The organism is Halalkalibacter sp. HAAS-P013 (assembly GCF_056619925.1).
In genome coordinates, this window is record NZ_JBWQTU010000001.1 from 107,208 (window position 1) to 132,238 (window position 25,031).

Sequence of the window (25,031 nt, forward strand, 5' to 3'; positions counted from 1 at the left end):
CAGATTGTATTAATAAACAAACATACAGAAAGAAGCCGTTTTTCCAAATTAAGTATGGATATAATAGGAGGAATCAAAACATTATTGAACGTTTAATGAAAAGCTCGAATCTTCATTTTTTCTACATAAATTACAAGTATGATGTTTCGTGTAGTCATATCTGCAGTCGAGAGGAGTATGTAATAATGAAAGTTACAAGAAAAGTATTGCTTGCCAATTTGTTAGGGGTAGGAATCATACTAGCAGGTTGTGCTAATGATGAAACAAGTGAAAATCATGAGGACCATCAGGAAATAGAAGAGCAGCACGAACATGAAAATCATCATTCTAGAAACGACTCACGAGAACAGGTGGAGAGTGATGGGGCAACGGAGCCTAATGCTTTTAATGAAAATGCCTTGAATGGTCTTGTTGTAGAAAATACAAAGAATATTACACGGATTAATGAGGAAGATCCTATAACTGCCTCAATATCCGTTTCGCAAACAGTATGGCCGGCAACACATGAGGAAAATCAGCCAGGAACCGTTATCTTAGCTCCAGTTGATAACTGGCAATATTCATTAGCTGCATTAACGTTGGTTCATCACCCGAATGATGGTCCATTGCTATATGTTGGTGAGGAGATATCTGATCAAGTGTTAATGGAGATTAATCGCCTTCAGCCAAAAGGAAATGACAACGGAACTCAAGTGTTAGTCATTGGTGATTATGAGGATAATGAGTTAAGGAAATTAAATGGTTTTAACGTAGAACAAATTGTTGGTGAAAACCCAGCTGATTTTGCGGAGAAAATTGAAGAATCCTTTTTTGAAACGATCGGTCATGTACACCAAGCTGTTATTATTGGTTCATCTGATGAAGAGGCTAAAGGATATACGGTCCCAGTAGGAAACTGGATCGCTCATATGAATGAATCACTTTTATATGTAGAGACAGATACAGTCCCACAAGAAACAATAAAAGCATTAGAAAAGCGTGAAGGAAAAGCGCAGATATACATTGTTGGTCCAGAAGAAATTATATCTGAAGAAGTAGAAAGTCAACTTGGAGAGTACGGAACGGTTCAACGCATTTCCGGTGATAACGAAATTGAACAATCTATTGCTTTCTCTTCTTTTAAAGATGATAATAATTTCGGTTGGGGAATTACCACTCCTGGTCATGGATTAGTATTTGTATCAACGGAAAGTCCTGAACTTGCTATTGCAGCAGCTCCGTTTGCTCATTTAGGAAAGCACGCGCCGATGGTATGGTTAGAAGATGGGGAAGTAACGAAGTCGTTATATGAGTATTTAGCAAAGCTAAAACCAGCCTTTACTACTGATCCAACGGAAGGTCCATATAATCATGGATATTTACTTGGGTCATTTGATCTAATTCCATTTCAAACGCAAGGAATTCTTGATGAAAAGTTAGAGATTGTCTCTTTGGATGGGAATGATCATGCACATCATTAATTAAATACAAAAGGAAGGTACAACAAGGTTTTGAGCCTCTAGGAGTGGGGTTCTCCTAGAGGCGTGTAGCGTGTGCTGCCATTGCCGTCTTTTTAAACGCTCTCTAAAAGAAGGGGATTAGAATGAAAAAGCTCTTAATAGTGGACGATGAAGTTCAAATGCAGAAGTTAATTGTAGTTTGCTTACAAGAAGAAAATTATATCCTTGATACAGCCTCTTCTGGTAAAGAGGCTATTTACATGTTAAGCCAAAATGAATATGACTTATTATTATTAGATGTAATGATGCCTAGCGTGAGTGGATATGAAGTCTTACAAAATATAGAGCAGGAACATGCATCACTACCTGTCATACTATTAACGGCATTAGGGGAAACAGATGATGTTGTTAAAGGGCTAAATTTAGGAGCAGATGATTATATAACAAAGCCTTTTGAACCAAGTGAGCTAAAGGCACGAGTTCGTTCTGTGTTAAGAAGGTTCCAAAAAGCAAATACAAGAGAAAAAGTGACTAACCTGTATGGAGTTACATTAAATGAGAATCAGAAACTATTTATGATAGACGGTCAGATCGTTGGTCTTACAAGGAAAGAATATCAAATATTTTTGCGCTTATTTTCAAATCCAGGTCAAGTATTTACACGAGATCAGCTATTAGAATTGGAATGGGATGATTTGGGAGAAAGGTATGATCGGAATATTGATACTCATATTAAAAATATCCGAGAAAAACTAAAAAATGCAGGCTTAGAAAAGCGGATCATCGAAACCGTTTGGGGAGTCGGTTATAAACTATCACAACCAGAGTATGTACAATGAAACTTTCAACCAAGTTAATCATCCTTGTCTTTGTTTCATCTTTAATCGGTATTGTTTCGATGAGTGTAGCTTTTTATCAAGTGTCAAAGACTTTCTATAAAAATCAGCTCCAGCAGGATATAGAATTCCGAATGCAAGCCCACCTGGATGTTATTGAAGATGATTTTTCACACCATACACTTCATCATGTTGTTCTAATGGAGAGAAGAGGTTCAGAAAGTTCTTTTATTATTTTCGATCAGAATTTTGGAGTGATCGATCATTCATACCCAATTGATTCTGAAAGGCTTATTTTTTACCGAGACTGGGTTAGTCAAGTAGGAACATCCAAAAAAACAGAATTTGTTGAAACAGTTGCTTATCACATTCCGCATATTTGGGCAGCGATTCCTATAAAGCAAAACGATGCGGTTGTTGGCTATTTGTTTATTGACCAAGATACAGGAGAGTTTGAACAGGCTAAATCACAGTTGTTATTCATTTCGAGCGTTATGAGTTTATTTTCACTACTGTTATCAGGTCTTATCACGATTTATTTATCAAAAAAGTGGACAGACCCTATAGTGAAAATTCGTAATTCAACAAGAAAGATTGCAAAAGGGGACTTTGAGGTTCAGTTAAAGGCAAAAGGAAAAGATGAAATAGCTGATTTAATGAACGATATTTCGTCGATGGCTGAACAGTTAAAGGAATATCGCGACTCGAGACAACAATTTTTATCAAATGTCTCCCATGATCTTCGCACCCCTTTAACCTATATCAAGGCTTATGCTGCGATTTTGAAAGACAAAAATGATGTGCGTGCTGATATCAGGGACCATTCAAAAGTGATTTATCAAGAAGCTGTCAGGATGGAACGTCTAGTGAATGATATTTTTCAGTTAATGAAATTAGATGAAGGGAAATTTACGATTGAAAAAGAGAATTGTAATTTAATTGAAATAGGTAAAAAGACGATTCAAAAAGTGAAACTAGCTGCTTCTGCAAAGGAGCTTCATTTAGACTTTTTATACGAACGTAATGAGATTATGGCTACAATCGATCCAGAACGGATGGAGCAAATTATTTTAAATTTATTAAATAATGCAATTCGACATACGCCCCCAAATGGGAAAATTACGTTAAATATAAAACAGAATCAATCTGAAATTTCAATTACCGTACAAGATAATGGAGATGATATACCATCTAATCAACTAAATAATATTTGGGATCGATTTTATCGAGTAGATCAATCACGATCAACGAAGCATGGTGGAAGCGGCCTTGGATTAGCGATTACGAAACAATTGGTTACGCTTAATGGAGGTGAGATCAAAGTTAGAAGTACGTTAGGAGAGGGGACAACCTTCACAATTTTTTTATCAAGGAACTAAAAAAGGAGGGATCATTATGAGGAAGATAACGTTAATGGTCATATTAATGCTATTTTTGACTGCGTGCGGTCAGTCGGACGAAGTTGAATCATTTATGCATGTTCATGGACTAGAGTTTGACAAAGAGGGGAATAGTTTCTATCTAGCTACACACCACGGTTTAATTCATGTTGATGAATCAAGTTGGAAGCAAGTAGGGGACGAAAAAGAGCATCATGATTTAATGGGATTTACATTATTAGAAGATGGCAAAATGATATCAAGTGGTCATCCTAGTTACCGATCGGAACTTGAAAATCCTTTAGGGGTCATTGTTAGTCAGGATGAAGGGGAAACCTGGGAGCCGATCGCTCTACATGGTGAAGTGGATTTCCACGTTCTTCATGTAAGTAGGGAAAACGAACGGATTATGTATGGGATTGACTCTTACCATTCTGAATTATATCGTACAGCAGACGGCGGGTATGAGTGGCAGCAAGTTAATGCTAGTGGCCTGCCAGTGCCTTTTGGTGAAGTATATGCCCTTTCGTCTCATCCACAAAATGCTGAATTACTTTTAGCTGGAACAGGTTTAGGAATATTTGTTTCAGAAGACGGTGGTCAAAGTTGGGAGGAGTATAAGACAGAAATATTTTCAACAGCTTTTCAAGAAGTAGGCCAATCGGGTGGTCTAATTGCCTACCTCTTTGGAGAGAAGGAGGGACTATATATCAGTGAAGATTTTGGAAATACGTGGAGATCACTTAACTTACAATTAGATGAAGATGCAGTTACCTATATAAGTGTTCACCCGGTTTTTGAGAGCGAAATTATTGTTGGTACAAGCCAACAAAACATATATAGAACGATTAATCATGGTGAAAGTTGGGAAGTGCTAGCTTCGGAGGGAGAACCAATTAAGGCACTTCAATGATATATTATCAGTGAGAGGGCTGCTCATTAACCGTGAGAGCCCACTTCACATGTTCTTAAAAAATGGGTAAGAGAACTATATCCGTAAATAAATGAAGCAAAAAAGGAATTCCGCATTCTACACGACTGAATGAAAACACTAGAATATAAAAGCTAGTGCTTTTTGTGTTGAACTGCATTAAGTAGGGAACATTATTTATTATTCATATAAGATAAGATCAAAAGTGGTGATGGTATGACAAAGAAAATTATTGATTTGGCGAACCAAGAAATGGAAGAGAAGATTAAAAGGGAACTCAAAGCATTACGCTTTACGAAAAATTTTCGATCTGCAACAGCTGAAGAGTGGTATGTTTTTCTTGAGAGTTATCATGATCCTAAAACTGGAGGAGCGGCAGGGAAAGCAATTATCCATTATGATCTCCAAGGTAACCGTGATATTTATATTAATACGACGATCATCTTTGATGATCCGGAGCTTTATAAAGAAGAGTTGGACTCGCTTGTTTTTGCAATCGCAGATGAATTAGTTAACCGTCTTGTAGGTTATGCGAACACACTATTATCAGTTCATGCAGGTCCGAATTCCTATCAAGCTGAATATGTAAGATGAGGAAAAAGGAGATCCCAGCCAAAGCTACGGAATCTCCTTAAAAGCTGATCATTAATGGTAAATTCAACTTTTTAGTTCGAATAGGCTACTAAATCCCCTAATTCTTCTGCGTTTTCCTGAATTTCAACAGCGTAGGCACTTTTTGCATGGCCATTTGCATCAATGTAATTTTCAAGTCCGCCTACACCACGATGATATGCAGTTAATGCATAATCCCAATCATCATATTTGCTATGAAGGTAGCTTAAATACTCAACAGATAACTGAATTGAATAAAGTGGATCAAATAACAAGTCATCGTTATATGGCAATTCAGCCATTTCTGCAATCCAAGGTGCAGTATTCTTCATAAATTGAGCCATCCCATAAGCATGTCCAAAGCGAGTCTCTGGACCAACAAGGGAAGGGTCAAAGGAGCCGCCTGTTTCAGTTCGTAACAATTCATATACGATAAATGGATCAATATCACGTTGTGCGGCAATTTCTCCTAAGAAAATACCCCATTCTTTTTCAAACTTACCTTCACTATCTTCCAATAACTGTTCTGCAAGCATCGTAGATTCAACCCAAGTTTCATAAGTGAGAGTAACATCCATTGCTTCAGAATTTGTAGCAAAATATTCTTCCATTTCCTTCATTTCTAGCTTAGTTTTTTGTTCTTCTATTTCATTTTCAGTTTCTGTTATTGTTTGTTGTAATTTTGTATTTTCGAAATAAAGAAATCCAGCTAGGAAGGAAAGTAGTATGACTAAGCTTAAGGTAATTTTGCTCTTCATCATTATTCCTCCTTTAAAAATTATGTTTGTTACCAACGACGTATATCGTAACGAAATCCGAACATATCCTCAACACGGTAAAACATTCAGATATGATGGTAAGGCAATATTTGCTTTGGTTTCTACTTCTAAATCAATTTAGTCCTTTTTATATATGCTATTTCCTTTCATTTGCTTACAAATACACATATTTTATTGGAGGTATTTTCCTAGGAAGGAGAAGGTTTCAAAAAGGAAAGGAAGGGCACTGGATATTTATGGAGGAAAGTTGAATTTATTGTCAATAAAGAATATTGTATTGGATGTAGTATGATTGTAACTTGCTGAACAAAAATTTTGTTAGTTTACTTTAATGAATACATAGAGAACAGCCCGAAAATGTTGTTGTAATAAATTGTTCATTCGGAGTACTGGGTAAGAATAGTGTTAGGTGATATGATATCACCTAACACTATTCTTGTTTCAAACAAGTGCCACTTACTGTTTTTCTTTTACAATCATACGTAAGCCGTGTTTTGGTCTAAGAGTAATAAGTGGTTGCGGTCTTACTTCATGATGCTCAGGCGCAAGCTTCCACCTAAAGCGTTGAGCGATACAAGCTAAGACGAGAACAGCTTCCATAATGGCAAAGTGATTACCAATACAGACCCGTGGTCCGCCGCCAAAAGGGAAGAACGCATACGTTGGTATGGACCTGATGAAGTTATTTTCAAAACGCTCAGGCCTAAATGCATGCGGTTGTTCAAAATAGTCATCTTTCCGATGCATAGCATACTGACTCATGAGAACCATGTCACCCTTTTTTAAGGCGTAACCCCCTATATCTATGTCATGATCTACTTCCCGCCCGATAATATATGCGGGTGGATACAGGCGCAGCGACTCCCAGATCACATTTTGTGTATATTTCAAATCTCTGTAATGTTTCGGATCGATTGGACTATTGCCGATCACTCGCTCTACTTCTTCATGCAATTTCTGCTCAACTAAAGGGTTCTGAGATAGCAGGTAAAGCGTCCAAGAAAGGGCATTAGCTGTTGTCTCATGCCCTGCCAAAAAGATCGTCATTAACTCATCTTTTAGTTGTTCGTCAGACATTCCTAAGCCATCTTTTTCATCTCGAGCATCTAATAGCACACCAAGAAGATCATTATACGTTTCTTTATTTTGTCTTCTTCTTTCAATAATAGCGTAGATCACTTGATTCAAAGATTCAATTGATTTTTTATACTTTCGATTTGCACTGGTCGGAACCCATAATGGAAGAGGCATAAGAGAACGCATCCTTTTTACAGCTAGCTTCATATATGTCTCAATGGGTTTACCAATCTTTGAGACTCCTTCATCAAAATCCATACTGAACATCGTTTTGCTGATAATTCCAAGCGTAACATCCATCATTTCATCAGTGATTACATATTCATGTCCATTTTCCCACTTTTCAAGATATTTCTTCGTTGTTTCAATCATATCTGTCGCGTAACTATTTATGTGAGAATGTTGAAAAGAAGGCTGAATAAGCCTTCTTTGCCGCAAGTGAACAGTCTTTTCACTAGTTAATAGTCCTTCTCCAACTACATCTTTCAGTACCCGTAAGTCGTGTGACTTAACAAAGCTTTTTTGCTTTGTAACAAGAATTTCTTTAATTAAATGAGGGTTTGTAACAACATGTACCCTTTTGAATGGACCAAAGCGAATTTGTGCCATATCGTGATAATCCTGTGATAGCGATGTTAAGAAACCGAGTGGATCCTTTTGAAAGTCTTTTAGATGACCAGTCAACCAATTCCCACTCGGGTTCTTATGCGTGTATTTATTGTTACTAGTCACTAGCTATTCCTCCTTTAAAAACGTAAGTGATCAGCCACAGTTAGTTTATGACTGTGGCTTGTTTTGGCTTGTACGCTAGCGGAACATTATAAAAGATATGTGAGTGAAATGATAAAAACGGGCTCTTTATATAGTCAAACCTATAAACGCTCGAAAGTTTCCTTGAATATAGAAATAGTAATCTAGATAGAATGAATACGTTGCAAAGAGAGGGGAAATAGAAATGGGAAAAAAAAAGAAAAAAAGAAAAGATGAGACGGTTGATATTTTTGATCTAATTAAATTAATAGGCATTAAATCAGAAAAAAAGTTGAATAAATGGCTACATCAACTATTAGAAGATGAAAGGTACATGGACCTTATAAAGCTTGGTGCAAAAAGTCATATGAATATGATGAAGGAGATAAGAGAGCACATGGAAGTTATTTCCCTTTTTTTAAACGTACCAACTAAAGACGATGTAGCAAATGTAGCAAGGCTAGCTAAACAAATTGAAGATAAAGTAGATGCAATAGAGGAGAGAATGTCTGTATATCCTGTACATGAAAAGGCTAGTTGCAAGAAAAAGATTGATAAGGAGCAGTTAAGAAAAATTCTAATCAAAAATATACTTGATACAACTAGAACAAATAAATAGAAAAATACAAGGTACAATTGGGAGGGAGAAAAAGTGAAAAAGAAAAAGGGTAGGTGGGGAGGGATTCGTTCAGCACTAATCGATCCTAAACCCAAACATGGCCAAACAACTAAAGAGGCAATATGGAAAAAAAACAAAGCAACATTATGGTACTATCCAGCTTCGAATAAAAAATATAGGACACCACTTTTTTTAATTTATTCATTACTTAATGAGTCCTATATCCTCGATTTATCACCAGGGATTAGCATGATTGAGGCATTTGGAGAAGAAGGATATGACGTGTACTTGCTTGATTTTGGAAAGCCTGGCTATGAGGACAGAGATATCACACTAGACGATTATATTTTGACTTATGTTCAAAAGGGAGTCCAAAAAACGTTAATTCATTCAAAATCAGCGGATATTAGTATTGTAGGGTATTGTCTAGGAGGTACATTAGCCACCATTTATGCCTCATTGGCTAAGGAGCCAATTAAAAATTTAATCCTTTTTGCACCACCGATTAATTTTAGTGAATCTCCAGTGTTGCAAAAGTGGTTCGACAAGTTGAAAAAAAACGCAATAAGCATGGATGCCTTTTTAGATGATTATGGGGTTGTTCCAGCAAAGATCGTTGAATTGGGTATGCGGCTAGCCGTCTCTCCATTTACGTATAGCTCGTATTTATCACTAATTCAGCGTGCAGACGATCCAGAGGCTGTTAGGAAATGGAGGTTATTTAATAGATGGGTAAACGGGCATATTCCATTTTCAGGAGCTACATTAAAGCAATTAATAAATGAAATTATAAGAGATAATAAATTGATCAAAAGTGAGCTAATGATCCATCAGAAACCCGTTTTATTATCGAATATTAAGGCGAATTTACTACTTATTTCAACTAGTGGCGACCAACTCGTACCAGAGAATCTTATCCTTCCCCTTTATAAAAATGTGTCCAGTAAAGATAAATTGTATAAACAGATTAAAGGGGGGCATGTCTCACTTGCGATGACCGGAGAAATACCAGAATTTATACGTGAATGGTTATCGCAGAGGTCAGAGAACAATTAAGGATTCGAAGCTAAAGAACAGTTCCACAGTTAGTGAGAGCTTTGTTCGGACGGCTTTGTTTTCATTCCTTTAAGAAGGTAACCGCCCTTAAACTTACGCGGTTCATAAGAAATAATAAAGGCATGAGGCTCGTACTGCTCAATCATATTAATTAGTTTTTGTTCCATACTTCGTTTTGTCAAAATTTGCAACTGGTACCGAGTACTATCCTTCCCCATTCCTTCAAAAACGGTTACACCGAAACCTTCATTACGAAGCGTGGAAATTAGGTCTGTGTTTCTTGTCAGCAGGTTTACAGTGAGTGTTGTGTAACCTAACGCTAATTTGTTTTCAATATATCCTCCAATATAAATACCTGCACCAAATCCGATTGCATATGTAAGCATCTCAGCCATGCTTTGTTCTCCACTAAGTACAATAGATAAACCGAAAATATGGACTAATGCTTCTAAGAAACCAAAAGCTGAGGCTAGAATCGTCATGTTTTTTACGACAAAAATGATCCTAAGTGACAATACGGGTACTAAGATAATTTGAAGTAATAGTATAAGAAAAATGTTATACATTGTTCATTCACCCATTCCATAAAAGACGTATTGTTAGAATTCCCTTTAAGATAGTCGATATGTATTGAAGCCAGAATATACCATTCATGTATGAATAATGGTCGCTAATACTAAGCGCAGATAAGTTGAATATCCTTATCTTCCAACCATTACACTTTTAGGGGGATCTAACATATGAGCAAGAAAAACACGCAAGGCCAATATGATGATGTAGAGTATTCGGAGGAACTAGCTGACTCTGAAGACAAAGAAGCAATGGATCGAATGGAGCAAGCAGATGAGCGTGCACAAAAGAAACAAAGAAACAAACAAAAATAAGAAGAAAAGTGGGAGAGGTTAATTGATATGACCTCTCCCATTTTCTTATAAATATCAAATGTTAATGAAAGGTTATTATATTAAGCAAGAAATATAGGAAAAAATGACGGATGTATCCATTTCAGTTGAAAAACAATTAATTGCCTATGATAACAAAGATATACTGCATTATTTGAACCAAGTCCAAATCTACATTGCAAGTTAGTCGCGCGGATAGTAATTGGAAATTATGTGTTAGATGAGGAACATGTAAGAGGAGGATCTAGAGGCAGCAACGAACAGAACCATGTAGTAGCAGTGTATAAGGTATCTGATGGATTGATTCAACATGTGCTTTTTTTAGTTAAAGGACGGAAAGGGAGTTAAGAAGGGGTTATTCCGAAGAGGTCAAAAACCGGCCGACTGGGTAACCCTTGTTCGTTAGTTCCTTTGTATATAACCCTATGCCCTACTTAACTAGTATGTATCTTTTTAAACAACGTGCTTTTGTTATGAAAAGTAAAAATTTCAGTTCTTTGGTCTTAGCTTTACATGTTTCATAAATTACTTTCATAAGTAATAAGTAAGTAGGGTTTTATCCAAAGCAACATTTTGCTTTTTTGATGGAGACTGACTTTATTGAATTTTTAGATAAAATGAAGCTTTTGACTTGTCATAACGTATATATATAACACTCAATTTATAGGATCAGGAGGATGAAAATGAAAGCATTTGAAATTGGCACCTTTTTATAACACGTTTTAGGGATGCACTTTTTCTTTGACGGATTTGTTGTACAAGTTGATAAATTTAATGTTTGTGATAGGTTTATTTATTTTGGTTGGTTGCTATATTAGCTTTGTTTTCAGATGCGACATTTTGAATATTCAAGGGAACATTTAATGTCATTTGAATATTTATCGCTGTAGCTAGTGCAAGTTGTTATTCGTTAGTCTTTTTATATTATCGTCAAAGAGTAAAAAATAGGTAATTAGAGAAGGAAACTGAATAAAAGGGAAAATTCAGTTAATAGAAAAAGAACATTTATGGAAGCGTGACTTACCTTGCAATAGAATAATTCGTCTCAAGCTTGGGGGAGAGCCGATGATGCATATTATAAACTTAGTAGCATGGTGTATATTTCTACTCATAACAGGTTTATTATTAGAACTAACAAATAGTTGGTATCATACTTCTTTTTTCTCTACATCAAGAACTCTACATGTTTTTTCAGTTGCAACTCCAATAACGATATTTATATTGTTCGGAGTGCTACTTGCAAGCAAGCATTTAATTAAACAATATCGAATCTATGGGGAGTGGAAACTGCAGTATTCAAAATTTATCTTGCTTGGTATCTTTCCAGTTCTGTTGATACTAGTTGTAGATATAACGCTTAATCAAATAAACGCACATACAGTAACGAAATTTGACTTATATCCAATTTCAATCTTAATTTTAATTATATGCGGTTACTATTCATCTCAAAGTTTGTACAAAGAAAGAGAATAGTAGGTAGACTTTGAAGAAAACGACAAACCTAGCCAATAGAATTGTGGAATAATTTAGAAGGAGACGGAACAATGAAGCGCTTGATGTTCAATTATATTGTAATTGCTTAACAAAAGGGGTACGGTATAGTTGAAATGTATTTTATCGGAGGTTTGAAGAGTGGCGGAAATTAAATTTGAAATTGTTGAAACTGTAGCTGTATTATCAGAAGGATCAAAGGGTTGGAAAAAAGAGTTAAACTTAATAAGTTGGAATGGTCGAGATGCTAAATATGATATAAGAGACTGGGCACCTGACTATTCAAAAATGGGCAAAGGAGTAACTTTGTCAGAAGAAGAAATCGAAATCTTAGTGCAAGCATTAACAAAGGGAAAATAATGCCTTCTTTAAAGAGAGGTAGCTATTTTGAAGAAGCCACTGAAATTGGTAAAAAACAACCTTTTTCAATGGCTCGATTAAGTAGATATGCCTCAGTACGTTCCATAGTGGGCACTATAAAGGTGAAAGTCGACCTTGGATGTGCCCTCATTTTGAAGTGACTCTTTTTTATTTTGGATATAACTATAAAAAAACTGATACGAATGTGATGAAACGCACAGATAATCAAATCAACTTCTATTTATAATTAACACAACCAAATAGATTGGGGTTGCAGTAATTACCCGATAAGAATTCAACTCTTCTCGTTCATGTTATTTAATCGGTAAAGACTGCAAAATATAATTGAAAGAGTGATTAAATTGGTAGCGAAAGAACTGATCAACATGAAAGAGTATTTAAGAGAAGAAGTAAAAAACCATTATTATGTTGTATGGGAACAAGTTGAGGTTTGTTTAGATGAAACAGAATCAGCTTCGACTGAAGAATTTGTGAAAGTAATGTATGAACAAAGTGAAAGTAGTTCGCTTGTACCAATGTATTCGTTTTTAGTTGACAAAACAAGTAACATTGAAGATTCTTTAGCTAAAGTTAAGAGAGAATGTAAGCATATATTTAAAGAACACGACGTTCTTGTTTAGAGGATAAATTACAAATATGTAAAGCCCCACGATTGTTAGTGTGGGGCTCTTTTGTATGTAACTCCATAATATGCCTCAAAGATAGGATATGATGAAAAGTAACAATAAAAACCACAAATATAGTGCCGTTCAAAAAGAGGTGTAAAAAACAAGGGAATCAACTTTCTTGTAATTTCAGACATTGTTTTAAGGGGGATCCCATAAGGTCAAAATCAGCCTTTTTGGATAACCCTTAATTTCACTTCAAATGCTTAGCTTTTTTGGAGCTTTACAATTTTAGTATTCATTTATAAAATAAATAACGTTGAAGGGAGAGTGCATGACATTAAACAATACATCGGAAACACTGCGGTTTTCTTTATTATATTAGTTGTAATTAGTGCTCTGATTGGATGGTATTTTGGATTACAATTGGTTAATGTGGCCTTTATTGTCGGAGCTATTTCATTGTTAATATCTACAAGCGGACTTTCTAATGAAGCGCACTTAGCAATGAAGACACTTGGTAATCATGTTCCGCGTGAAGGAAGTAAATTGCTTACACTGAATCCATTGTTACTCAGTTCATTGCTATTATTGGTCATAAGTTTTCTATATGCATTAGTTAAATAGGAAGGGTAGTACAGGTGTTCCTAATTCTTTTGCTAATGCCTTCTTCTCATACTCCAATCAAAAAAAGACCCCTATTGGAGTCTTTTTTGATTACTTTTGAACGTTAGCAGCTTGTGGTCCACGAGCACCTTGCTCAATTTCAAATGTAACAGCTTGACCTTCTTCTAAACTTTTGAAACCTTCGCCTTGAATTGCAGAGAAGTGTACGAATACATCGTCGCTACCTTCAACTTCGATAAAACCGAAACCTTTTTCTGCATTAAACCATTTTACTGTACCTTGTGTCATGATATTGCCTCCAACGTGGATTATCCACTATTTATTACTATCCTTGCCCATGCATAACCCATCAAGACAAAACCACATAGTAAGAAAGTCTTAATTCTATCAGTTTACCCGAACAAAAATAATTATATTTATCATAACATCCATCTTTTGGAATTGCAAGAACAATTCGCAATTGGGCTAAATTCAGTTAGTTATTATTATGATTTCGAATGTTGCATTTCTTCTTCAAAGAAAAATGTACTCGGGTGTTCTAAACAAGTATAGGAGTATCTTTTCATATTTGGTACATAACTAAATTTGTTAATCGTAAGGGTCTCACCTGTTGCTTTTAAAATTACCTTTTCATTAGCTTGAAACTTATTTTTACTTTTCATAAAAAAAACCAACTTTCAATTTTAATATAATGTTTCTTTTTGTAAAGGTATATATGAAAAAATCATGGTTAAATGATCATTCCATACATAATAATAATTCTCCTATTTAATTTAAGTGAAATTTACATATTTATATTATCTCATACTAATTGAAGTTATGTTCATTTTTTAATTATTTCTAAATATAATTTGTTAATTTAACTGTTTTGTAGTAAAAATTGGTAATCTAGGGTATACTTTTAGTAAGGGAATACCCTTTGGTCTTCTGATGTGCAGACTCACTAGCAGAAGGCGTGAGACCAATCACGAAAGGATGACCAATATGACGGATACGGTTTATCAAGCAAAAGCAGGAGATGGTTTTAAGAGGACTGGTTTAAAGAGGACAAATTCTTTTTTTAATACTCCTCAAGAAGCGGTCGTTGAAGCATTAGCTCTAAAAAGGAAAATGGATACGATTTATAACAATAAAATTGAATGGGATTATAATGGTAAGATTACTGGATCCTTTGAAAAGGTGAGTTTTTTAAGAGGATATCTCGGAGGAGACCGAAAAACCAAACCTTTTTACTTACAAATCGTTTCTTTTGATTCAAAAGATAACACAAATTTAACTTCCACAACGGTCAGTAAAAAAATGAACTCAAAGGATAAAAAAATCTTTAACAAAGTTATTAAATTGTTTAAGTGAATAAATTAAAGAAACTCCACTATTTGCGAACAAATAACAGCAAATAGTGGAGTTTTTGACTATTCCTCTAAAAGTTCTAGTTAACTTTAAAACCGACTTGACATATATGAATTAACAGAATAATATAACCATAAGAAATAAATATAATGAACATTAGAAAATTAAATCGTGAAAGCTGATTGGAAATACCAAAGGCTTCTACTTTTAAAAAGTAGAAGCCTTTTTGTATATCTAATTCATACTAAACTCATTGGTTTTATCGGTGGTGTAGCTTATAAGATTTAAGAGAACAGGGGATGGATAAGATGAACTTCGAGATTGTAATTGTGATAATTGTAGTAATTGGGATGCTTATCTGTCTTATAAAAGAAGTAGCAAGACCAGATTTTATTTTGTTTTGTACATTAGCTATTTTGTTATTGTCGGGTATCTTAACACCTGCGGATGCACTAAAAGGATTTTCTAATGAAGGTATGTTAACCGTTGCATTGTTATTTATTGTCGCAGGAGCTGTAAAACAAAGCGGGACTCTCAATCAACTTATTGTGAAAGCTCTAAGCACTGGAAAAAATCCAAGAATGTCTCTCATAAGAATGATGATACCGATTTCTGGTATGTCAGCTTTTTTAAATAACACACCAATTGTCGTAATGTTTACACCTGTTGTACGTAAATGGTGCAAAGACCGAAATATTTCTCCATCTAAATTTTTATTACCCTTGTCCTATGCAGCCATTTTTGGTGGAACATGGACATTAATTGGCACGTCGACGAACTTAGTCATTCATGGATTTATGTTAGAGAAAGGAATGAGTGGGTTTTCGATGTTTCAACTAGCCATAGTAAGTATCCCAGCAAGTATTGTCGGTATCATATTCATGGTGACCATTGGTTACAAGATTCTCCCAGATCGCAAAACATCTGAAGAGACATTCGATGAGAGTTCAAGAGAGTATCTTTCGGAAGCAATAGTTGAAACGCAGTCCCCTTTAATTGGCAAGTCAATTGAAAAAGCCGGTTTAAGGAATTTAAAAGGCTTATATCTTATAGAAGTTATTAGTAATGGAGAGCGGACTGCTCCTGTTCCTTCCTTTTATAAAATTAAAGAAAATGATCGTTTAATTTTTACGGGACTATTTAGTACGATCGTTGAATTGCAGAATATCCGCGGGTTAACTGTAGAAACAGGTACAGATCTTAAATTAGAAGATCTGCAAAATGGAAGTGCCTCTTTAGTTGAAGCGGTTGTGTCTCATCAATCTAGCTTAATCCAAAAGACTGTTAAGGAGAGTAAATTTCGAAGTAAATATGATGCGGGGGTAGTAGCGGTTCATCGAAATGATGAGCGAATTAATAATAAGGTTGGAGATATTAAATTAAAGCCTGGGGATACGTTACTATTGTTAGCTAACAAAGATTTTCTTAATAGATGGTCTAGTTCAAATGATTTCTATTTACTCTCACCGATTGATGAACCGGAAATTATTGATACAAAAAAATCCTATATTGCCATTATTACTTTAGTATTGATGATTTTACTCGCTTCATTTGAGATCTTGCCAATGTTTAAAGCTGCTGTCCTTGCCGTTGTAGTCTTGTTCTTGACGAAGACCGTATCGTTTGAGGGAGCAAGAAAGTATATTCAATTTGATGTGTTAATTGTCATTGCTTGTGCGATTGGAATAGGAATTGCGCTTGAGACGACAGGAGCCGCAGAGTTAATTGCTAATCAGTTTGTCCAATTGACAAAAGGATTCGGTATACTAGGTGCAGTATTCGTTGTCTATTTACTAACTAGCTTTTTCACAGAAATTATTACAAATAATGCAGCAGCAGTGTTGATGTTTCCGATTTCTCTGCATATCGCAAACCAACTTTCTATTGATCCTATGGCATTTTTTGTAACGATTGCAATTGCTGCTTCAGCAAGCTTTGCAACGCCAATTGGCTATCAAACGAATTTAATTGTTTACGGTCCTGGAGGATATCGTTTCTCTGATTATTTGAAAATAGGAATTCCCCTTAATCTATTGTATTTAATAGTAACGGTTGTTATCGTATATTTTGTTTGGGTGATCTAACGTAACACGTAAACGTCGGAGGTTATTCACCATAACGATATTATGTTAACTGTATTGAGAAATAATTCATTTAAAAATGATAGATTATGTGGTATTTTGTCAAACAAAATAGAAAAAAGGTAGACCGCTAACCTTTTTTTCAGTAAGATTATTTTTATATATAGAAAAAGGGAGAGTTAGTTATGCTGCAACAATTTAAACAATCTAGAAATCTTATGCTCATTACTATGGTTGTTGCAATACTTTTTATTAGTTTATTAATACTGAGAATCAGTTCCTTGCTATTTGACTCTGAAACTGTGAGCGGTGATCAAGAGAACGTAAAAGTTGCTATTATTACATCAGACCAAGTTATTGACCAAAGTTGGGGTGGTCTAGCCTATAAAGGTCAATTAAAAATAGAAGAAAAATTTCCAGTGACTGTATCGTTATATAGTGAAATACATTCAGATGAATTAATTGAAGCAACTATAAAAGAAACAATTGCAGAGAATACAGAAGTAATTATTGGCCACGGCCGAGAGTTCTCAGATGTATTTACTAAACTAGCACCAATGTATTTGGATACGCATTTTGTAACAATTCATGGTACTTCAGAGTATGAAAATCAGTCTGTTTACACTTTTAATCAAGGCAGCATCGAACATATTGCTGCATTAGTTGCTTCGTTAAAATCAAAGAGCAATAAAATTGGAATACTTGATGCTATTGAAGCAAGAGAAAGCAAAACTGATTTTAAAAAAGGATTGAATTACTATAGTCCAGATTCTTTACTTTATTATCAGCTCGTCGGTAGCCGAGATGACGGGAAACGAGCTGTAGAAATTCTAGAAGAATTTATTGAAGAGGGAGTAGATGTTGTTTACTCAAAAGGTAATGCATTTAACCGAGATGTTATTGAACATGCCAAAAAGTATGATATTTATATTATTGGTTATCTTGATGATCAGTCCTATATTGCTGAAGATTTAGTATTAACTAGTGTCATTAATGATGTGTCGCAAGCCTATGTTTCAATTATGGAGGATTTCTTTTCGCCTGATGGAATTCCGGCTGGGACAGTTATGTTAACAGATAAAGATGGTGTGTATAAACTTGCTCCCCTTGGTTCTATGTTTTCAGATCAAGAGAAGCAATATATTAATTCTGAATTAGAAAAAATACATCAATCCGAATAACATTTTTAAAAATAGATCGTTCGTTAAAGGAGGATTTATGATTCACTTTTTTAAAAAAATAAGTTTTCGTAGTAAAATTTTAACAATCCTTCTTTTGACAACGATTCTTTTAAGTAGTTTCTCATTTATTCTTATTCAATCGATTGATCAAATAAGTAATGTAAATAACGAAATAAATGAGCAAAACATTCCTGAATTAGTTTGGATTTCATATTGGGAAGATGAAATGCACATTAAGGGATATATTGTTGAACAATTTCTATTGAATGACTTATGTTGTGACTTAGTGGACACTTATAATTCAGTCACTGTTACTACTATGAATCATTTACTGTCTGAACATAGCGCAGTACCACCTGAATCTATTGAGTATCTCAAAACTGAAATTCATCTGCTAGATTTTAAGATGAAGAATTATGTACAGGGGTTAATTTCATTTGGTGATCAGGTTGCGATAAGAAATTATATTGAAAAACAATTTCTCCCACATCATAGGGGAATTTCTAATAAGTTGCAGGAAGAAAAAGAAAATGTCTTCATGTCTTTAACGGATCATTCAAATAATGTTTCTACCATTATTAATCAATCTGTGTACTTGTTGCTTTTTTTAACAATAGGAACGGTTATTATTTCTTTTGTATCAGCATACCGTTTAAGTGGAAGTTTGACGAAACCTTTAGAGGGAATGGTTCAGAAAGTTGACCGTATTGCTAATGGTGAGTATGGACTTACTATTCAATCTAGCGAACAAGTAGAATTTCAGCTATTAACTGGTTCTATTAATCAAATGTCTACGAAATTAAAAGATTCATTTCACACAATTATGATGGATAAAATTTTTAGAGAACAAATCCTGAATTCCTTACCAGTTGGAATTATAACTGTTGATGAAGAAACCAAGAATGTAACCTATAATTATGCGGCAAACCATCTATTAAAAGAAGATAATCCTGAATACGAGACTCGAAACCGAATGTTTTGGGATATTCTACATTCTAAAAAAATTATAAAAAACGTTAAAGTCCCTTATCATTCGCGGGATGCTGCACATGCGTTATTAGTTTCTCAGTCTGAACTTCGCGATCAACATGCTAAGGTAATTGGTCGAATTTTTTATTTTGTTGACATTACAGAAACAGAAGAGCTTGAAAAAAGGATGCACCAGTCTGAAAAGTTGGCTTTGATTGGAGAGTTAGCCGCTGGAGCTGCACATGAGATTCGTAATCCGTTAGCGGTCATTGATGGATTTATGTCATTAATGAGTCAATCATTATCTGAAACAGATAGTAAGAAATTTCATATGCCACTTTTAAGGAAAGAACTTGAGCGTATTAATTCAATTATTGAAGAATTGTTATTGCTAACCAAGCCGAGTGCGCCAGTGTTTAATAAAACTATACTAGATGATGTAATAAATGAAATCCTTCCACTAATAATGCAATCAGTAGCAAATGGAAAGGTAGATATTCAGGTGAATTTAGAACCTGTTCCTTTGCAACTTGATACAAAGCAAATGAAACAAGTGTTCCATAATTTGATAAGAAATAGTATAGAAGCTATTCCGGAAAAGGGAAAGCTTTCTATTTACTCTAAAAAAATTGAAGATCAGTATCAGATTTTTATAGAAGACAATGGACCAGGTATTCCAGCAGATCTACAAGATGTAGTGTTCGCTCCATTTTTAACTTCAAAAGAAAATGGGACGGGACTAGGTTTGACGATTGTACAAAGAATTATTGACAATCACAATGGGAAAATTAAGTTGCTTTCATCTTCCGAAAAAGGTACGGTTTTTAGAATTACTCTTCCGATAAATGGAGATAGGTAAGGGTAAGGGAAGACACCGATTAAATGTCACTATAAACAATTATAAAGGCGGCTCAGCCGTTTTTTTGTTTGCGATTTAGTTGAAGGATTGTAATACAAGGAGTAAAGTAGATAGGTAAAATAGTGGATAGAGTGGTGATGACAATGAAACGTTTCATTGAAGAATATATGTATGTCATATATACATGTGTGCTCTTCCTCTTCGTGTTAAATACGTTCACAGCAAATGCCGCATTGGCGTATGTTGTAGGGGTATTATCGATACCAATGCTATGTGTATCGTTTTGGGGTGCTGCTAAGTTATTTCGAATTTTAGGTGTGGTATTTCTTTCTATTGGTCTCGCTTTGTTTATATATTCTGGATTACCAATCTATCAAATACCTTTATTTATGACGTCTACCATGCCATTATTAGCTTTTTTAGCTATGTTGCCATGGATGAACAGTGTTGTGCGAGCAGGGCGATTTGATCGTCGAATTAATGAAATAATGAAAGTGAATGTTACTAGCTTAGGAAAATTATATGGGAGAAGTTCTTTTACCACCTATATACTTTGTACCTTTATCAATTTATCAGCGTTATCACTTTCTCAAGAAGTATTGAAGCAAAACATGATGAACCTTAAGAAAAAAATACAAGACTCCTTTATTAGTAGGTCAACTCTTAGAGCATTTGCTGTTGCTCTAGCTTGGAGTCCAATGGAAGTCATGGTTGCTATCACAGTTGATGCTACTGGAGTGAGTTACTTAACCTTTTTACCTTGGTTATTTTTATGTTCATTTGTCGTTTTTTCTATTGATCTGTTATGGGGGAGGAAGAAATTTAATCACATCCCATATGAGCCCATTGAACTACGTAAGACTCGTGAGTTAGAACCGAAAAAAATCGCAGTGAAAATTGCACAGCTCATTATTGCTCTTTCTATTTTTCTAATGATTGTTGTTAGTATCGGCAATTCCTTTCAATTGAACTTTATCCTTTCTGTTACATTAGTTATTTTGCCATTTTCTTTTGCTTGGGCTTTCATAATGAAACGGATTCGAAGTTTCGTTGCAATTGGCTGGAACTCATGGAAACTACGAACGAATGGTATGCAAAACTTTGTGGTTCTCTTTTTATCGTTAGCTTTTTTTTCAAGTAGCTTAAATGAAACACCGTTTCTTGCAATCATCCAACATCCATTTATAGTTGCGTCGGAAACCCCGTTTTTAATTTTACTGCTAATCCAATCAACATACCTTGTGATGAGCATGATAGGAGTGCATCCAATTGCAACAATAGGTATATTAATGGAAGTGTTGCAGCCATTATACGAGGTTATTAATCCCCTTAGTATTGGTATGGTCTTAATTACAGGTGCATTGGCAACAGCAACGGTTGGGGCATATGGTGTAACTGTTACGATCACCTCTATGAACACAAATCAAAGTCCTTATCGAATTACCGTTAGAAATATGCCGTTTGCAATTTTGTATGGAGGAGTCGGAACGCTCATTGGCTTTTTCTTACTGTAAGAATGAAATAGTTCTTAGTGCTACAATAAATAAAAAGGTAAAGAAAATAGAAAATATCCCTTATTTGGGAGGTTTGTATGAATCGATCAGAATTAAAGACGTTTGCTATACAAACAAGACGTGACCTGCTCTATGAGGTGTCTAAACGTGCTGAATTATTTGGCCTGGAAAAAAATAATATGTTAAAAATGGAAGAAAAACATGAGCAACTTCGCATTAATGGGCATGTGTACCCAATAAAAATGAAGTCTTCTTTTCAGTCATTGCAAAGGGAACTGACTGATAAGGGCTTTGATCAGTTAATTGAGGAAGTTGCCTATACGTGGTTTGTTCGAATGGTAGCCATCCGATACATGGAAGTAAATAAGGTGATTCCGGACCGGTTACAGACAATGGACTCCCTTTCTAAATCCACTCTTACACAATTCATAACGGCATTACAGGTGTACGTTGATCTGGATGATGAAGCACTATTCTCTTCTTTCCAAGAAGGAGCAATCGATTTGCTGAATCGTGAGCTTTTCCTTGCTCAATGTAATATGTTGCATGCGATCTTACCTGCTTCTTTTGATAAAATTGAAGGTTACACCGAATTGTTGATGTCAGATTTATTATTAGACCGCTATTCTGGTGTGAATCAATTTTTACGAAGAGAAAGTTTTATGAAAAGTTTTTCCGAGGTCGAAGCCATTGGATGGATGTACCAATTTTATAATAGTGAACCTAAAGATCAAGTATTTGCTAATCTTAAACAAAATAAAAAAATGGAAACACAAGATATACCTGTAGCTACGCAGCTTTTCACACCTAAATGGATTGTAAAATATATGGTTGAGAATACGTTAGGACAGTTATGGATAAATGCCAATCCAGTCTCAAATTTAAAGCACTCCATGCAATATTATATTGAACCAATTGAAAAGGAAGTTATCTCTCACGACAAAGAGGTAAATTATTCCCCTGTTAAGCTAAAAGAGATCACATTTCTTGATCCATGTGTAGGATCAGGTCATATTCTTGTGTTTGCATTTGATTTGTTGTACGAAATGTATGTTGAGGCTGGCTATGAACAAGAGGCGATTCCTCAATTAATTTTAGAAAATAATCTTTATGGAATCGATATTGATGATCGTGCAGCACAGCTTGCAATCTTTAGTTTGTTAATGAAAGCTTGTCAAAAATCTAAAACAATATTACAAAATGACATACAAATAAATATTGTTCCGATACAAGAATCGAATGACCTTGATGTAACTTCTGTCGTAAATTTATTAGCAAATGAAGAGAATGAATCAGCTGAACTCAAACAGCTATTTACATCATTTGTTAATGCGAAACAACTAGGATCCGTTCTGCAACCTGATCAAATCAATTTTGATAAGTATATAAACAGAATCAAGGCACCGGAGCAACTAGAGCTAACGTTCGAAAATGATCATGTAGTTGAGCAATTAGATCTTGTACTTCAACTTTTAATACAAGGAAAGATGTTAGCGACTACATATGATATTACTGCCACGAATCCACCGTATATAGGAATAAGAGGGTTAAATAAATCAACAAGTGATTATATTAAAAGGTATTTTCCCTATAGTAAGTATGACATGTCAGCCGTTTTTATGGAACGAGTGATCCATTTCACAAAAGAGAATGGTGTCTTTTCTATGCTCAACCAGCAATCATGGATGTTTTTAACAAGCTATGAGAAGCTGCGTTTGCAGCTATTGAATAAGAGTACTATTATGTCCATGTTACATTTAGGGGCACATACATTTGAAGATATTGATGGGGAAGTTGTTCAAAGTACAGCATTTGTTTCAAAACGCAGTTATATTAGCAAATATAATAGCATCTATTATCGACTTGTTGATTATAAGAATACAGAAAGTAAGAGAAAAGCTTTTCTAGAAGGCAAAGGCAAATACACATGTATACAAGAAAGATTTTCGATTATTCCTGAAACACCTATCGTATATTGGTTGACTAAGAAATTAACAAACGTTTTTTTAAAGGGAATACCATTAAAGCAAATTGCAGAACCAAGACAGGGGCTAGCTACAGCTGATAATAATCGTTTTCATCGTTATTGGTATGAAGTTCGATTTTCAGATATCGGCTTTTCACACGATCGTGAGTCTGCTCAAGCAAGTGAACGAAAATGGTTTCCATTAAATAAAGGTGGCCCTATACGGAAGTGGTATGGAAATAACGAGATGGTTGTAAATTGGCAGCATGATGGGAATGAGATACGAGAGGATAAACTATATAAACTATCGATTGGAAAATGCTTGCTGAGTAATTCGAAACCAAAAAATGTACCATATTACTTTCGAGAAGGAATTACGTGGTCGTTAATAAGCTCAAGTAAATTCGGTGTACGTTGTTATCCAAAGGGAATGATTTTTGATGTTGGTTCTCATGCTTTCTTTTGTGATAAAGCAGACTACTATTACTTTGCAAGCTTTTTAAATTCTACAGTTGCAAGTACTCTTTTACATACATTGAACCCAACAATTAATTATAGTTCGGGTGTTATTGGGAAACTTCCTATTATTCAAAAAGAACGAAACGAACAAATTGACAGGTTAACGAAAGAGAATATTGATATAGCGAAGCAGGATTGGGATTATGAAGAAACGTCTTGGGATTATCCTCAACATCCATTTCTAGCTTTTAAGAATGAACGTTTTTTATCCTCAATTTTCAATAAATGGAAAGAAACAAAAAAGAAGACATTCGCTTCATTGAAAGAGAACGAAGAAAGATTGAATGAAATTTTTATTGAGATTTACGACCTACAAGAGGAGTTAACACCAGAAGTTAAGGAGAGAGATATAACTCTTTCGCTAGCTGAGAGAGAGCGCGATACTAGATCATTTCTTTCTTATTTTATTGGGTGTTTATTTGGAAGATACAGTCTTGATGTACAGGGGTTAGTTTTTGCAGGGGGAGAATGGGATCACTCTTTATACCAATCATTCCACCCTAATAAGGATGGAATTCAACTGCTAACAGTTGAGGATTCATTTGAGGGCGATGTTCTTACCCGTTTACGGAAATTTTTGGAAGCTTGTTTCGGAAGTTCTTTCGTTGAAGCTAATTTATTATGGTTGGCACAATCCTTAAAGATGAAGCGGTACGAAACAGCTGAAGAAAGAATAAAGCGTTATTTTTTAGATGAGTTTTTCAGAGACCATCAAAAAATGTATCATAAACGACCAATATATTGGTTATTTGACTCAGGAAAAGAAAAAGGATTTAGGGCGTTAGTATATATGCACCAGATTCAACGGGATACGATCGTCAACATTGAAAACTGTTATGTGCGTCAAGTAATAAAAAAGAAAATGGATCAATTGAATGAGTTAAAAGAAGTTGTCGCAATTCAAACGTGTTTATATAAGGATAAAAAGAAGCTTCAAAACAAGATCACATTGCTAGAAGCACAAGCAATTGAGCTAGCTAATTATCAGGAGAAGTTTGGTCAATATTATGAATTAGTTCTAGAATTGAACTTGGATAAAGGAGTCGAAGCCAATCAAAAACTTTTTTCAAGTATTTTATCAAATCGTTAGGAAAGAAGGCTTCCAAAT

The 25,031-nt window shown here is 34.9% G+C and carries 23 protein-coding genes and 1 pseudogene; 19 read left to right on the plus strand and 5 right to left on the minus strand.

The annotated features are described in order from the left end of the window. Window positions 1-185: 185 nt before the first annotated feature. The 5 genes from AC1FXP_RS00600 (at window position 186) to AC1FXP_RS00620 (ending at window position 5,179) form a co-directional block, all read left to right on the plus strand. The gene (locus AC1FXP_RS00600) at window positions 186-1,460 is read left to right on the plus strand and encodes a cell wall-binding repeat-containing protein (protein WP_480058006.1); all 1,275 of its coding nucleotides are present in this window, start codon (window positions 186-188) and stop codon (window positions 1,458-1,460) included. A gap of 122 nt (window positions 1,461-1,582) precedes the next feature. Beyond that, on the plus strand, window positions 1,583-2,278 hold the full coding sequence (locus tag AC1FXP_RS00605; protein WP_480058007.1) for a response regulator transcription factor: 696 nt from the start codon (window positions 1,583-1,585) through the stop codon (window positions 2,276-2,278). After that, complete coding sequence (locus AC1FXP_RS00610; protein WP_480058008.1) at window positions 2,275-3,654, plus strand: sensor histidine kinase; 1,380 nt, start codon at window positions 2,275-2,277, stop codon at window positions 3,652-3,654. The genes AC1FXP_RS00605 and AC1FXP_RS00610 overlap by 4 nt, the downstream gene beginning before the upstream one ends. A gap of 16 nt (window positions 3,655-3,670) precedes the next feature. After that, window positions 3,671-4,567, plus strand: a complete 897-nt coding sequence (locus AC1FXP_RS00615) for a F510_1955 family glycosylhydrolase (protein WP_480058009.1) — start codon at window positions 3,671-3,673, stop codon at window positions 4,565-4,567. 270 nt (window positions 4,568-4,837) lie between these two features. Beyond that, window positions 4,838-5,179, plus strand: a complete 342-nt coding sequence (locus tag AC1FXP_RS00620; protein WP_480058874.1) for a hypothetical protein — start codon at window positions 4,838-4,840, stop codon at window positions 5,177-5,179. A gap of 71 nt (window positions 5,180-5,250) precedes the next feature. Here AC1FXP_RS00620 and AC1FXP_RS00625 read toward each other — a convergent pair whose 3' ends face one another. After that, window positions 5,251-5,958 carry a lytic transglycosylase domain-containing protein gene (locus AC1FXP_RS00625; RefSeq protein ID WP_480058010.1) on the minus strand — a complete coding sequence of 236 codons (708 nt, stop codon included), beginning with the start codon at window positions 5,956-5,958 and terminating at the stop codon, window positions 5,251-5,253. A gap of 474 nt (window positions 5,959-6,432) precedes the next feature. Next, a complete protein-coding gene (locus AC1FXP_RS00630; RefSeq protein WP_480058011.1) occupies window positions 6,433-7,785 on the minus strand; it encodes a cytochrome P450 in 1,353 nt (450 codons plus the stop codon). Between the two features lie 223 nt (window positions 7,786-8,008). Between AC1FXP_RS00630 and AC1FXP_RS00635 the strand changes: the two genes are divergently transcribed. Further along, on the plus strand, window positions 8,009-8,422 hold the full coding sequence (locus AC1FXP_RS00635; protein WP_480058012.1) for a hypothetical protein: 414 nt from the start codon (window positions 8,009-8,011) through the stop codon (window positions 8,420-8,422). Window positions 8,423-8,455: 33 nt separating this feature from the next. Continuing rightward, a complete protein-coding gene (locus AC1FXP_RS00640; RefSeq protein WP_480058013.1) occupies window positions 8,456-9,478 on the plus strand; it encodes an alpha/beta fold hydrolase in 1,023 nt (340 codons plus the stop codon). Window positions 9,479-9,507: 29 nt separating this feature from the next. Here AC1FXP_RS00640 and AC1FXP_RS00645 read toward each other — a convergent pair whose 3' ends face one another. Continuing rightward, window positions 9,508-10,044 carry a DUF2179 domain-containing protein gene (locus tag AC1FXP_RS00645; protein WP_480058014.1) on the minus strand — a complete coding sequence of 179 codons (537 nt, stop codon included), beginning with the start codon at window positions 10,042-10,044 and terminating at the stop codon, window positions 9,508-9,510. Between the two features lie 174 nt (window positions 10,045-10,218). On the opposite strand from AC1FXP_RS00645, the gene AC1FXP_RS00650 reads away from it, so the two are divergent. From AC1FXP_RS00650 to AC1FXP_RS00675, 6 genes and pseudogenes are all read left to right on the plus strand, one after another. Beyond that, the gene (locus AC1FXP_RS00650; RefSeq protein ID WP_480058015.1) at window positions 10,219-10,362 is read left to right on the plus strand and encodes a YfhD family protein; all 144 of its coding nucleotides are present in this window, start codon (window positions 10,219-10,221) and stop codon (window positions 10,360-10,362) included. 171 nt (window positions 10,363-10,533) lie between these two features. Then, a pseudogene (locus AC1FXP_RS00655) lies at window positions 10,534-10,728 on the plus strand (hypothetical protein); the annotation flags it as partial. Window positions 10,729-11,445: 717 nt separating this feature from the next. After that, window positions 11,446-11,853 (plus strand): hypothetical protein, encoded by a 408-nt coding sequence (locus AC1FXP_RS00660; RefSeq protein WP_480058016.1) that lies wholly within the window; start codon window positions 11,446-11,448, stop codon window positions 11,851-11,853. Window positions 11,854-12,012: 159 nt separating this feature from the next. Continuing rightward, complete coding sequence (locus AC1FXP_RS00665) at window positions 12,013-12,231, plus strand: YdbC family protein (protein ID WP_480058017.1); 219 nt, start codon at window positions 12,013-12,015, stop codon at window positions 12,229-12,231. 362 nt (window positions 12,232-12,593) lie between these two features. After that, on the plus strand, window positions 12,594-12,872 hold the full coding sequence (locus AC1FXP_RS00670; protein ID WP_480058018.1) for a hypothetical protein: 279 nt from the start codon (window positions 12,594-12,596) through the stop codon (window positions 12,870-12,872). A gap of 315 nt (window positions 12,873-13,187) precedes the next feature. Further along, window positions 13,188-13,484 (plus strand): hypothetical protein, encoded by a 297-nt coding sequence (locus tag AC1FXP_RS00675; protein WP_480058019.1) that lies wholly within the window; start codon window positions 13,188-13,190, stop codon window positions 13,482-13,484. A gap of 90 nt (window positions 13,485-13,574) precedes the next feature. Here the strand turns inward: AC1FXP_RS00675 and AC1FXP_RS00680 are convergent, their stop codons facing one another. Next, window positions 13,575-13,772: a cold-shock protein gene (locus AC1FXP_RS00680; RefSeq protein WP_250097305.1), complete on the minus strand. Its 198-nt coding sequence runs from the start codon at window positions 13,770-13,772 to the stop codon at window positions 13,575-13,577. 197 nt (window positions 13,773-13,969) lie between these two features. Then, window positions 13,970-14,146, minus strand: coding sequence for a hypothetical protein (locus AC1FXP_RS00685; protein ID WP_480058020.1), 177 nt, complete (start codon window positions 14,144-14,146; stop codon window positions 13,970-13,972). 322 nt (window positions 14,147-14,468) lie between these two features. Here AC1FXP_RS00685 and AC1FXP_RS00690 point away from each other — a divergent pair, with 322 nt between their 5' ends. The 6 genes from AC1FXP_RS00690 to pglX all read left to right on the plus strand — a co-directional run bounded on the left by AC1FXP_RS00690 (window position 14,469) and on the right by pglX (window position 25,013). Next, the gene (locus tag AC1FXP_RS00690; protein WP_480058021.1) at window positions 14,469-14,837 is read left to right on the plus strand and encodes a hypothetical protein; all 369 of its coding nucleotides are present in this window, start codon (window positions 14,469-14,471) and stop codon (window positions 14,835-14,837) included. 305 nt (window positions 14,838-15,142) lie between these two features. Next, a complete protein-coding gene (locus AC1FXP_RS00695; protein ID WP_480058022.1) occupies window positions 15,143-16,918 on the plus strand; it encodes an SLC13 family permease in 1,776 nt (591 codons plus the stop codon). Between the two features lie 182 nt (window positions 16,919-17,100). Continuing rightward, window positions 17,101-18,096 (plus strand): BMP family ABC transporter substrate-binding protein, encoded by a 996-nt coding sequence (locus AC1FXP_RS00700; protein ID WP_480058023.1) that lies wholly within the window; start codon window positions 17,101-17,103, stop codon window positions 18,094-18,096. Between the two features lie 37 nt (window positions 18,097-18,133). Next, window positions 18,134-19,924, plus strand: a complete 1,791-nt coding sequence (locus AC1FXP_RS00705; protein ID WP_480058024.1) for a sensor histidine kinase — start codon at window positions 18,134-18,136, stop codon at window positions 19,922-19,924. 143 nt (window positions 19,925-20,067) lie between these two features. Further along, the gene (locus tag AC1FXP_RS00710) at window positions 20,068-21,438 is read left to right on the plus strand and encodes a hypothetical protein (protein ID WP_480058025.1); all 1,371 of its coding nucleotides are present in this window, start codon (window positions 20,068-20,070) and stop codon (window positions 21,436-21,438) included. 77 nt (window positions 21,439-21,515) lie between these two features. Next, window positions 21,516-25,013 carry a BREX-1 system adenine-specific DNA-methyltransferase PglX gene (gene pglX / locus AC1FXP_RS00715; protein ID WP_480058026.1) on the plus strand — a complete coding sequence of 1,166 codons (3,498 nt, stop codon included), beginning with the start codon at window positions 21,516-21,518 and terminating at the stop codon, window positions 25,011-25,013. The last annotated feature ends 18 nt before the right edge of the window (window positions 25,014-25,031 follow it).

What these genes read in the sequence shown, in the direction of transcription:
- AC1FXP_RS00660 (WP_480058016.1), top strand. Translation starts at nt 11,446, where the DNA reads ATGATGCATATTATAAACTTAGTAGCATGGTGTATATTTCTACTCATA.
- AC1FXP_RS00690 (WP_480058021.1), top strand. Translation starts at nt 14,469, where the DNA reads ATGACGGATACGGTTTATCAAGCAAAAGCAGGAGATGGTTTTAAGAGG.
- AC1FXP_RS00650 (WP_480058015.1), top strand. Translation starts at nt 10,219, where the DNA reads ATGAGCAAGAAAAACACGCAAGGCCAATATGATGATGTAGAGTATTCG.
- pglX (WP_480058026.1), top strand. Translation starts at nt 21,516, where the DNA reads ATGAATCGATCAGAATTAAAGACGTTTGCTATACAAACAAGACGTGAC.
- AC1FXP_RS00680 (WP_250097305.1), bottom strand. Translation starts at nt 13,772, where the DNA reads ATGACACAAGGTACAGTAAAATGGTTTAATGCAGAAAAAGGTTTCGGT.
- AC1FXP_RS00700 (WP_480058023.1), top strand. Translation starts at nt 17,101, where the DNA reads ATGCTGCAACAATTTAAACAATCTAGAAATCTTATGCTCATTACTATG.
- AC1FXP_RS00605 (WP_480058007.1), top strand. Translation starts at nt 1,583, where the DNA reads ATGAAAAAGCTCTTAATAGTGGACGATGAAGTTCAAATGCAGAAGTTA.
- AC1FXP_RS00615 (WP_480058009.1), top strand. Translation starts at nt 3,671, where the DNA reads ATGAGGAAGATAACGTTAATGGTCATATTAATGCTATTTTTGACTGCG.
- AC1FXP_RS00620 (WP_480058874.1), top strand. Translation starts at nt 4,838, where the DNA reads ATGGAAGAGAAGATTAAAAGGGAACTCAAAGCATTACGCTTTACGAAA.
- AC1FXP_RS00685 (WP_480058020.1), bottom strand. Translation starts at nt 14,146, where the DNA reads ATGAAAAGTAAAAATAAGTTTCAAGCTAATGAAAAGGTAATTTTAAAA.
- AC1FXP_RS00705 (WP_480058024.1), top strand. Translation starts at nt 18,134, where the DNA reads ATGATTCACTTTTTTAAAAAAATAAGTTTTCGTAGTAAAATTTTAACA.
- AC1FXP_RS00600 (WP_480058006.1), top strand. Translation starts at nt 186, where the DNA reads ATGAAAGTTACAAGAAAAGTATTGCTTGCCAATTTGTTAGGGGTAGGA.
- AC1FXP_RS00635 (WP_480058012.1), top strand. Translation starts at nt 8,009, where the DNA reads ATGGGAAAAAAAAAGAAAAAAAGAAAAGATGAGACGGTTGATATTTTT.
- AC1FXP_RS00610 (WP_480058008.1), top strand. Translation starts at nt 2,275, where the DNA reads ATGAAACTTTCAACCAAGTTAATCATCCTTGTCTTTGTTTCATCTTTA.
- AC1FXP_RS00695 (WP_480058022.1), top strand. Translation starts at nt 15,143, where the DNA reads ATGAACTTCGAGATTGTAATTGTGATAATTGTAGTAATTGGGATGCTT.
- AC1FXP_RS00645 (WP_480058014.1), bottom strand. Translation starts at nt 10,044, where the DNA reads ATGTATAACATTTTTCTTATACTATTACTTCAAATTATCTTAGTACCC.
- AC1FXP_RS00625 (WP_480058010.1), bottom strand. Translation starts at nt 5,958, where the DNA reads ATGATGAAGAGCAAAATTACCTTAAGCTTAGTCATACTACTTTCCTTC.
- AC1FXP_RS00710 (WP_480058025.1), top strand. Translation starts at nt 20,068, where the DNA reads ATGAAACGTTTCATTGAAGAATATATGTATGTCATATATACATGTGTG.